Source organism: Streptomyces adelaidensis (genome assembly GCF_016598475.1).
GTDB classification, from domain to species: domain Bacteria; phylum Actinomycetota; class Actinomycetes; order Streptomycetales; family Streptomycetaceae; genus Streptomyces; species Streptomyces adelaidensis.
Window position 1 is genome coordinate 113402 of record NZ_JAEMUX010000019.1, and the last position, 8530, is coordinate 121931.

General features: G+C 69.4%; 5 protein-coding genes and 1 pseudogene. 5 read left to right on the forward strand and 1 reads right to left on the reverse strand.

Translation table 11 applies throughout. The features are described 5' to 3' along the window. Positions 1–455: 455 nt before the first annotated feature. Positions 456–2738: pseudogene (locus I8N67_RS14085) on the forward strand (family 43 glycosylhydrolase); the annotation flags it as partial. A gap of 70 nt (positions 2739–2808) precedes the next feature. Here the strand turns inward: I8N67_RS14085 and I8N67_RS14090 are convergent. Further along, positions 2809–4431, reverse strand: coding sequence for an oxidoreductase (locus I8N67_RS14090; RefSeq protein ID WP_307835234.1), 1623 nt, complete (start codon positions 4429–4431; stop codon positions 2809–2811). Positions 4432–4663: 232 nt separating this feature from the next. On the opposite strand from I8N67_RS14090, the gene I8N67_RS14095 reads away from it, so the two are divergent. The 4 genes from I8N67_RS14095 to I8N67_RS14110 all read left to right on the forward strand — a co-directional run. Beyond that, a complete protein-coding gene (locus I8N67_RS14095; protein ID WP_200303393.1) occupies positions 4664–5392 on the forward strand; it encodes a hypothetical protein in 729 nt (242 codons plus the stop codon). Positions 5393–5454: 62 nt separating this feature from the next. Further along, positions 5455–5745 (forward strand): zinc-ribbon domain-containing protein, encoded by a 291-nt coding sequence (locus I8N67_RS14100; protein WP_200303394.1) that lies wholly within the window; start codon positions 5455–5457, stop codon positions 5743–5745. A gap of 98 nt (positions 5746–5843) precedes the next feature. Continuing rightward, positions 5844–6704 carry a dolichyl-phosphate beta-glucosyltransferase gene (locus I8N67_RS14105; protein ID WP_200303395.1) on the forward strand — a complete coding sequence of 287 codons (861 nt, stop codon included), beginning with the start codon at positions 5844–5846 and terminating at the stop codon, positions 6702–6704. Beyond that, the coding region (locus tag I8N67_RS14110; protein WP_200303396.1) for an ArnT family glycosyltransferase at positions 6701–8530 on the forward strand (1830 nt) is incomplete at its 3' end. The genes I8N67_RS14105 and I8N67_RS14110, both read left to right, overlap by 4 nt.

The following is an 8530-nucleotide window of genomic DNA, read 5'->3' on the forward strand; positions in this document are numbered from 1 at the left end:
GAAACATCCTTGTTCGTGCCGTGGAGCGTAAGTGCCTTGTCCGTGAAAAGGCGGCGCAGTCGCATGCGCAGGTCGGGGGTGAGCGGGGCGAGGACCGACGGCTCATTGTTCGATATACAGAATGGCCTCTGGAAATTCGGCCAGACGCTATAGCGACGGTAAGAACGTGTCAAGACGGCCGGGAAAAGAAAGCTCGGGGCGTTACTGACGCGTTCGGCAGAGAGGGTGCCGACGAACCGTCCAGCCAGGTCGCTGCCGTTCGACCTGTCGGACGTCGTTCGAAACTATTGACGCTGACTCGTATTCCCATTCACACTCGCGCAACACAACGCGATGTCATTCGGGCGGAACGTCAGCACCTCGGCCGAAATCTCGAACCCCTCCTCAGGCATGTCTTCTTCACGGGATGTGAACCCATGCACAGCGTGAGACCTCAGTGGCGCCAAAGATTCCGGCCGGGCGCTTTGGCCGCCGTCGCCGCCGTCTCGCTCCTGGTGGGCGTGGTCGGCCCGGGGGCCCCCGCCCAGGCGGCGGAGATCACCGACGGTCTGGCCCTCTGGTACAAACTCGACGCCACCTCGGGCACCGTCGCGGTGGACGCCTCGGGCAACGGCCGGGACGGAACCGTCAACGGCACCGCGGGCTGGTCGGGTGCCGAAGGGCTCACGTTCAACGGGTCCGACACCTACATCAAGGTGCCGGACAACATCATGAGCGGCATGAACTCGATCACCGTCTCGATGGACGTGCGGATCGACGCCGCCCAGGCCACGCCGTACTTCCTCTACGGCTTCGGCAACACCAGCGACGGCGCCGGCAACGGGTACCTGTTCGCCACCGGCGACTCGCTGCGGACCGCCGTCGCCTCCGGGAACTTCTCCACCGAGCAGAACACCCGGACCTCCGCCGCGCTGCCGCGCTCGGTCTGGAAGCACGTCACCTACACCCAGACCGGCACCACGGGCGTTCTCTACCAGGACGGCGTGGAGGTGGCCCGCAACGCGTCGGTCACCGTCACGCCCGGTTCCATCGGGTCAGGCATCACCACGGCCGACTACATCGGCAAGTCGCTCTTCAGCAGTGACAAGCTCTTCAAGGGCAGGATGCGCGACTTCCGCGTCTACAACCGCGCGCTGCCGCCCGGCGAGGTCCTCGAACTCAGCGGCAACACCACGGGCATCGCCGCGGCCACCCACCCCTCACTGAAGATCGACGCCATCGTCGACGACGCCGACAGCAAGATCACGCTGCCGGTGAAGGAGGGCACGGACCTCACCGCGCTCGCCCCGCAGTTCACCCTTGCCCAGGGCGCGTCCATCAGCCCGGCCTCCGGCACCCCGCGCGACTTCACCAAGCCACTCACGTACGAGGTGACCGGCTCCGACGGCGAGAAGCGCACCTGGACGGTCGAGGCGCTGATCATGAGGAGCCCGGTGCTTCCTGGGCTCACCGCCGACCCGAACATCGTCCGGTTCGGCGACACGTACTACATGTACCCGACCACCGACGGCTTCGCGGGCTGGAGCGGCACGAAGTTCAAGGCGTACTCCTCCAAGGACCTGGTCCACTGGACGGACCACGGCGTCATCCTGGACCTCGGTCCCGACATCAGCTGGGCCGACAGCCGGGCGTGGGCCCCGACGATGACCGCGAAGAACGGGAAGTACTACTTCTACTACTCCGCCGACACGAACATCGGCGTCGCGGTCTCCGACTCGCCCACCGGCCCGTTCACGGACCCCCTGGGCAAGCCGCTGATCGCCCGCGGCGCCTTCACCGGCCAGATGATCGACCCCGCCGTCTTCACCGACGACGACGGCCAGTCGTACCTGTACTGGGGCAACGGCCACGCGTACGTCGTCCCGCTGGGCGACGACATGGCCTCCTTCGACGCCTCGAAGGTCACCGACATCACCCCCAGCGGCTACAACGAGGGCTCCTTCGTCGTCAAGCGCGACGGCACCTACTACCTCATGTGGTCGGAGAACGACACCCGGGACGAGAACTACCGCGTCGCCTACGCCACCGGCTCCTCGCCCACCGGCCCCTGGACCAAGCAAGGCGTGATCCTGGAGAAGGACCTCTCCCTCGGCATCAAGGGCCCCGGCCACCACTCGGTCGTCCAGGTACCGGGCACCGACGAGTGGTACATCGCCTACCACCGCTTCGCCATCCCCGGCGGTGACGGAACCCACCGCGAAACCACCATCGACAAGCTGGAGTTCGACTCCGCCGGCCTGATCAAGAAGGTCGTCCCCACCCTGAGCGGCATCGCCCCGGTCACCACCGGCACCGCCCTGCCGACGAACACCACCCGCTCGCTCCAGTCGGTCAACTTCCCCGGCCGCTACGCCGTCGTACGGTCGGACAGCCGCGGCTACCTCGACCCGGTGACGTCCGCCGCCACCACGGCGGTCAAGCAGAGCGCCACCTACACCGTCGTCCCCGGCCTGGCCGATTCCAACTGCTACTCCTTCCGTGACTCCTCAGGCCGCTACCTACGCCACCTGGACTTCCGGATCCGCTTCGACGCGAGCAACGGCACGGCGCTCTTCAACAAGGACGCCACCTACTGCGCCCGGCCCGGTTCGGCCGCCGGCTCGGTCAGCCTGGAGTCGTACAACTACACCGGCCGCTACCTCCGCCACTACAACTACGAGCTGCGCGTCGACCCCTACCAGGACAGTGCCACCTTCCGCGCCGACAGTTCCTTCACGGCGGCCAGCCCCTGGGCCTGACCGCCACGCCAGGGGCGTTTCCCCGGGCAAGGCGTCTCGTGGTCGACGTTTCCGCAGATCACTCCCGACGTCACTGGCGGCTGATCGCGCGGGAGATTCCGGCGGTGACGGTGGTGGCCAGGATCCAGCCGGCTGCGATCAGGCCGTAGGCGAGCCACTGGCCGGTGCCTCGTGGTGCGAAGGCGTTCTCCTGGCCGAAGGTGATGATCGGTACCAGGAGGTCGAGGGTGTAGAAGACGGTGTTGAAGTCGGGGGCCTTGCCGGCTTCGAGCGGTGCTGGGGGGCGTAGGCCGAAGAAGAGCGCCCCGCAGGCGAGCAGAGCCAGCAGCCACAGGCCCGCACGGGCGGGCCGGTAGCCGTAGCCGACGGCTACGTCCTGGATGTGGCCCCAGGCGCGGGTGTGCGGGGAGAGGGTGGTGCGGCGGTGGCGCTGTTTGGCCAGGAGGACCGTACGGGCCTCGTCCTCGTGCCCGAGTCTGCGGTAGGCCGCGGCGAGTTGCTCGTAGGGCTGCGGGAGGTAGCCGCCGGTGGTGCGGCGGATCCATCGGATCCGTTCGTCGGCCGACAGGGGGGACGCGAGGGCGTCGTACGTCGTCTCGGCCAGCCGGAGGTCGGCGGGCCAGGTGTCCGGGGCGTCGTACAGCGTGCCCAGACGGGCGTTGCGGGCGTCCACCACGCCGTCGATCGGCCGCCGGGTGCGCAGGTCGGTCTCCCGGGCCTGGGTCGCGCGCAGGGAAAGGGCGGTGCCGTCGGCGTGGGCCAGTGCGGCGTCGCGGAAGCTGAGTTCCGTACCGACACGCGTGCCGTCGAGTTCGATGCCGCCGTCGACGGTGAGACCACGGCCGAGGTCGACGTTGCGGCTGACCGTGACATCGACCGCTTCCAGGGCGATGTCACCGGCATTGCTCAGCCTGGCACCGCAGAAGCCGATGGCGGCCGCGACAGTGGCGCCGGAGAGGATGATCCGCCCCTCGGCGCTGAATCCGGGGTGGAAGGTCAAGTCCTCGGCGATCTGGACGTGGTAGGCGTCCAGGGCGTGGCCGCCCGGGTTGCGCAGCGAGGCGCCTTCCAGGTCGAACTCGCCGTCGATGGACGCGCCGGAGAGCCGGAAGCCTCCCTCGACAGCGAGGTCGGTGCACAGCACATCGCCGCCCACCTTGGCGTGGACGGCGGATATGGCCTCGCCGCCGGCGACCGTGATCGCGGTGTCACGCAGGTCCAGATCGCCGTTGATCTGGGCGCGGGTGAGTATGAGGGGCCCCGTCATGCGGCAGCGGGAGAGCACCAGCCGGGCATCGATCTGCGCCGTGTCGGCGACGAGACCGGGCAGGCCGCAGCCGCTCATGACCAACTCCCGGGTCCGGGCGCCCCGCAGCAGGGGCGCTTCGTCGAAGCGGCAGTCGGTCAGGACGACCGGCACGGCGATCTCGGTGAAGCGGAGATCGAGGCGGCCGGTGATCTGTGCGCCGGTCAGGCGCAGTGCGGGGCGGTCACCCGGAGTGTGATCGACGCCGGCGCCCAGCAGCAGCGCCGCGACGACGTCGGCCCGGACCACCGTTTCCGCCGACGCCGGGTCGTCCAGGACGTCGACGGGGCGTCCTCGGGGAAAGGAGTCCCACAACCGCCGTTCGGGAGCGTTGAGTTCGCGGAGTTCGTGCAGTTCGCTGAGTTCGTCGAGTTCGTCGGGGCGCACGTTCGACGATCTTCCTGGTACGACGATGCATCGGACAAGCCTTCCGAAGTCCCCGGTTGCGGCGGGCACGGGGGAGGTGGGCGGCGGCATCTCGGCGGGTTCGGGGAGACCGGCGGGTTCGCGTCACCGGGACGCAGCCGCACCTCAGGGACACGATCCGGCCACACACCCTCCCCAAAACCGCTCCCCCAAGACATGATTCATCCCTCAACAGCACCATCGTGGGGGAACCATGAGCAACGACATCACGCCACCGCCCATGCCGGGCTACGGGCCGCCGATGCCGCCGTCGCAGCCACCGCAGCCGCCGCGGCCACCGGGTGGGAGCCGGACGAATCTGGTCGTCGTCGCCTGTGCCGTGGCCGTCGTCGCGAGTGTCATAGGGACCGGCATCGTGGTGAGCGGTGACAGCGACGGGGCGGCGGGGCCCGCGCCGACGGTCACCGTCACCAGGACCGTGGCGGCCGAGGACACCGGCACCACCGCCGCCGACGACGGTTCCGACAGCGACGACGACGGTTCCGACAGCGACAGCGACTCCGGTGGGGCGAGCGACACCGCTACCGACGACGACGGTGTCTTCGCCCTCGACGACACCGTGATCTACGACAGCGACGTCGAGGTCACGCTCTCCGGTTTCAAGCGCGGCGTGTCCAGCGACTACGCGGCGCCCGAGAACACGCCGTACGCCAAGTTCACGATCAAGATCGTCAACGGGTCCGATGTCACGGTCGACGCCAACGAGATGACCGTCGACTGCGCCTACGGCGACGAGGGCAAGGAGGGGGAGGCGATCTACGACGACGGGCTCGACGGGCTGCCCGACACCCGCATCCTCGCCGGGCGCTCCCTCACCGTTCCGTGGGGCTGCGAGCTACCCAAGGACGAAACGTTCCTCCAGGTCGAGGTCTCACCCGACTACGACTCCGAGGAAGCGATCTTCACAGGCGATGTGAAGTAGTGAGGCACAGGCACACTTGATGGCACTGTGTCTGTAGACACCCCCGGGGAAGGATCGAGATCGTGATCATCTTTGGCACCAAGGGATACCTGTACCAGCTCGCGATACTGACGCTGGTGTGCGGGCAGTGCGGGAATCCCGCCGCGCACACGCTCAGGAAGCGGGTCACGAAGTTCACGTTGTTCTTCGTGCCGCTGTTCCCGATCTCGACGAAGTACCAGACGCAGTGCACCTTCTGCGGCGCGGAGCAGAAGGTGGGCGCCGAGCAGGCGGAACAGCTCCAGGCGCAGAACGCGGGCGGCCACGGCGGCCAGTCGTACGGGCAGCCGCAGCAGCAGCCGTACCAGTCCTGAGCCCCCACCCTGTGGGGAAACTGTGAGTCCGCTGATTCTCAGTCTTCCCTCAGTACTCGCACAGCGTCGCCCCAGAAGCGGCCTCGACAGTCGCTGTCATGAACGAAAAGAACGCGGGAGGCGCCCGGCAGCGCTCGGTCGAGATCGTGGTGCCGGTCCACAACGAGGCGCACGTCCTCGCCGACAGTGTCGGTCGTCTCCACGCATACCTCGAAGCCTCCTTCCCGTTTCCGTTCCGGATCACGATCGCGGACAACGCGAGCACGGACGCCACCTGGGAGGCGGCCCTCGCCCTGGCGGACCGGCTGCCGCACGTCCACGCCGTCCACCTGGACGCCAAGGGCCGGGGCCGCGCGCTGAAGCACGTGTGGAGCCGGTCGACGGCGGATGTCGTCGCCTACATGGACGTCGACCTGTCGACCGGCCTCGAAGGCTTCCTGCCGCTGGTCGCGCCGCTGCTCTCCGGCCACAGCGACCTCGCCGTCGGCAGCCGGCTGCACCGGCAGGCGGACGTCGTCCGCGGCGCCAAGCGTGAGTTCGTCTCCCGCTCCTACAACCTGCTGCTGAAGCTGGGCCTCGCCGCGCGCTTCTCCGACGCGCAGTGCGGCTTCAAGGCGGTACGCGCCGACGTCTTCCGCGCGCTCGCCCCGCGCATCGAGGACACCGCCTGGTTCTTCGACACCGAACTCCTCGTGCTGGCCCAGCGCAACGGGCTCCGTATCCACGAGGTCCCCGTCGACTGGGTCGACGACCCCGACAGCCGCGTCGACATCGTCCGTACCGCCGTCGACGACCTCAAGGGCATGGGCCGCATGCTCCGCGCGACGGCCGGCCGCCGCGTCCTCGTCACCGGCGTACCGCGCCGGACGAGGCGCGCCTGGACACCGGCCGCGGCCGCCCCGCAGACCACCACCGCCCCCCTCCCCCAGGGCATCAAGGACATGGAGTACGCGTCATGACGACCCTCGCCCCGCCGCCCGCCACCGGGCGGGACAACAGTCCGAGGCACCGGGCCGAAGCACCGCCCACCGGCTCCGGCTCGGGAGCAGGGGGCGGTCTCGCCGCCCGTACCCGGCGGCTGTTCACCGGCGCCCCGGAGGACCCCCGCTGGGCCCGCCCGGCGCTGTGGGCGATCCTCGTCCTGGCCACGGCGCTGTACGCCTGGAACCTGTCCTCCATCACCGGCAACACCTTCTACAACACGGCCGTCTACAGCGGCACGCAGAGCTGGAAGGCGTTCTTCTTCGGCGCGTTGGACGCGGGCAGCTTCATCACCGTCGACAAGCCGCCGTTCGCCCTGTGGGTGATGGGCCTGTCGGCCCGCGTGTTCGGCTACGGCACCTGGCAGATGATGCTGCCGATGGTCGCGGTCGGCGTGGGCTCGGTGGCCCTGCTGTACCGGATGGTCAAGCGTGACTTCGGGGCGGTGGCGGGCACGATCGCCGCGCTCGCGCTCACCCTCACACCCATCACGGTCGCCATCACCCGGGACACCAACCCCGACCCGGTCCTCGTCTTCCTGATGCTGCTGGGCGCGGCGGCCCTGATGAAGGCCGTCCGCACGGGCCGCATGATGCCCCTCGTCTGGTCTGGCGTCGCGATCGGCTTCGCCTTCAACACGAAGATGATGCAGGCGTACGTCGTCCTGCCGGTCTTCTTCCTCGTCTACCTGTGGGCCGCCCGGGGCAGCCTGGGCCGCCGTATCCGGAACCTGGCCGTCGGCACGGTCGCGCTGGTCGTGTCGAGCGCCTGGTGGATGGTGGTCGTGGACCTCGTCCCCGCCTCCTCCCGCCCGTACATCGGCGGCTCGACCGACAACACGGTCTGGGACCTGGTCATCGGCTACAACGGCTTCGGCCGGATCTTCGGGGCGAGTTCGTCGACGGGCTCGCAGGGCAACGGGGCGAGCTTCGGCGGCGACGCGAGCATCTACCGGATGTTCAACGAGACCATGGGCGGCCAGATCTCCTGGCTGATCCCCTTCGCGGCCATCGCCCTCGTCGCCGGGCTCGTCCTGCGCGGCCGCGCGCCCCGCACCGACGCCAAGCGCGCGGCCCTGATGCTCTGGGGCGGCTGGTTCGTCCTGCACTACCTGACCTTCTCCCTCGCCGAGGGCACCTTCCACCCGTACTACGTCACCGCCATGGCCCCCGGTATCGCGGCCCTCGCCGGTGCGGGCGGGGTCATGCTGTACGGCGCCTTCAAGGAGAAGTCGGTCGCGAAGTGGGGGTGGGTGCTTCCGCTGGCGGTCGCGGTGAGCGCGGTCTGGGCGGTCGTCCTGCTCCAGCGGGTGTCCGGCTCCGGGACCCTCTACACCGTCGCCGAGGTCGTGGCCGGGGTCGCCGGCGCGACCGCCGTGATCGGGCTCCTCCTCGGACGCTTCACACGCCGCCGCAGGCTGGTCGGCCTCGCCTCCCTCGCGGCGGTCGTCGCCCTGCTGGCCGGCCCCGCCGCGTACTCCGTCTCGGCGGCCACCACCGCGAGCGGCAACGGAACGAACCCGACGGCCGGCCCCAGCACCGGGAGCGGCATGGGCGGCGGCGGTCAGCGCCCCAGCGGCAGCGCGCCGACCGGCACGGCGCCGGGCGGGACCGCCCAGAGCGGCAACGCCCAGAGCGGGACGAGCAACTCCGGCTCCAGCACGGGCAGCTCCAGCAGCTCCAGCAGCTCCAGCAGCTCCAGCAGCTCCAGCAGCTCCAGCAGCTCCAGCGACGGTCAGGCCGACGGTGGCGGCGGTGGCGGCATGGGCGGCGGCTCCCAGGTCTCGTCCGAGATGATCACGTAC

Bases quoted from the DNA above. Each gene is read 5' to 3' on its own strand.
- I8N67_RS14105 (WP_200303395.1), top strand. From the start codon at position 5,844: ATGAACGAAAAGAACGCGGGAGGCGCCCGGCAGCGCTCGGTCGAGATC.
- I8N67_RS14095 (WP_200303393.1), top strand. From the start codon at position 4,664: ATGAGCAACGACATCACGCCACCGCCCATGCCGGGCTACGGGCCGCCG.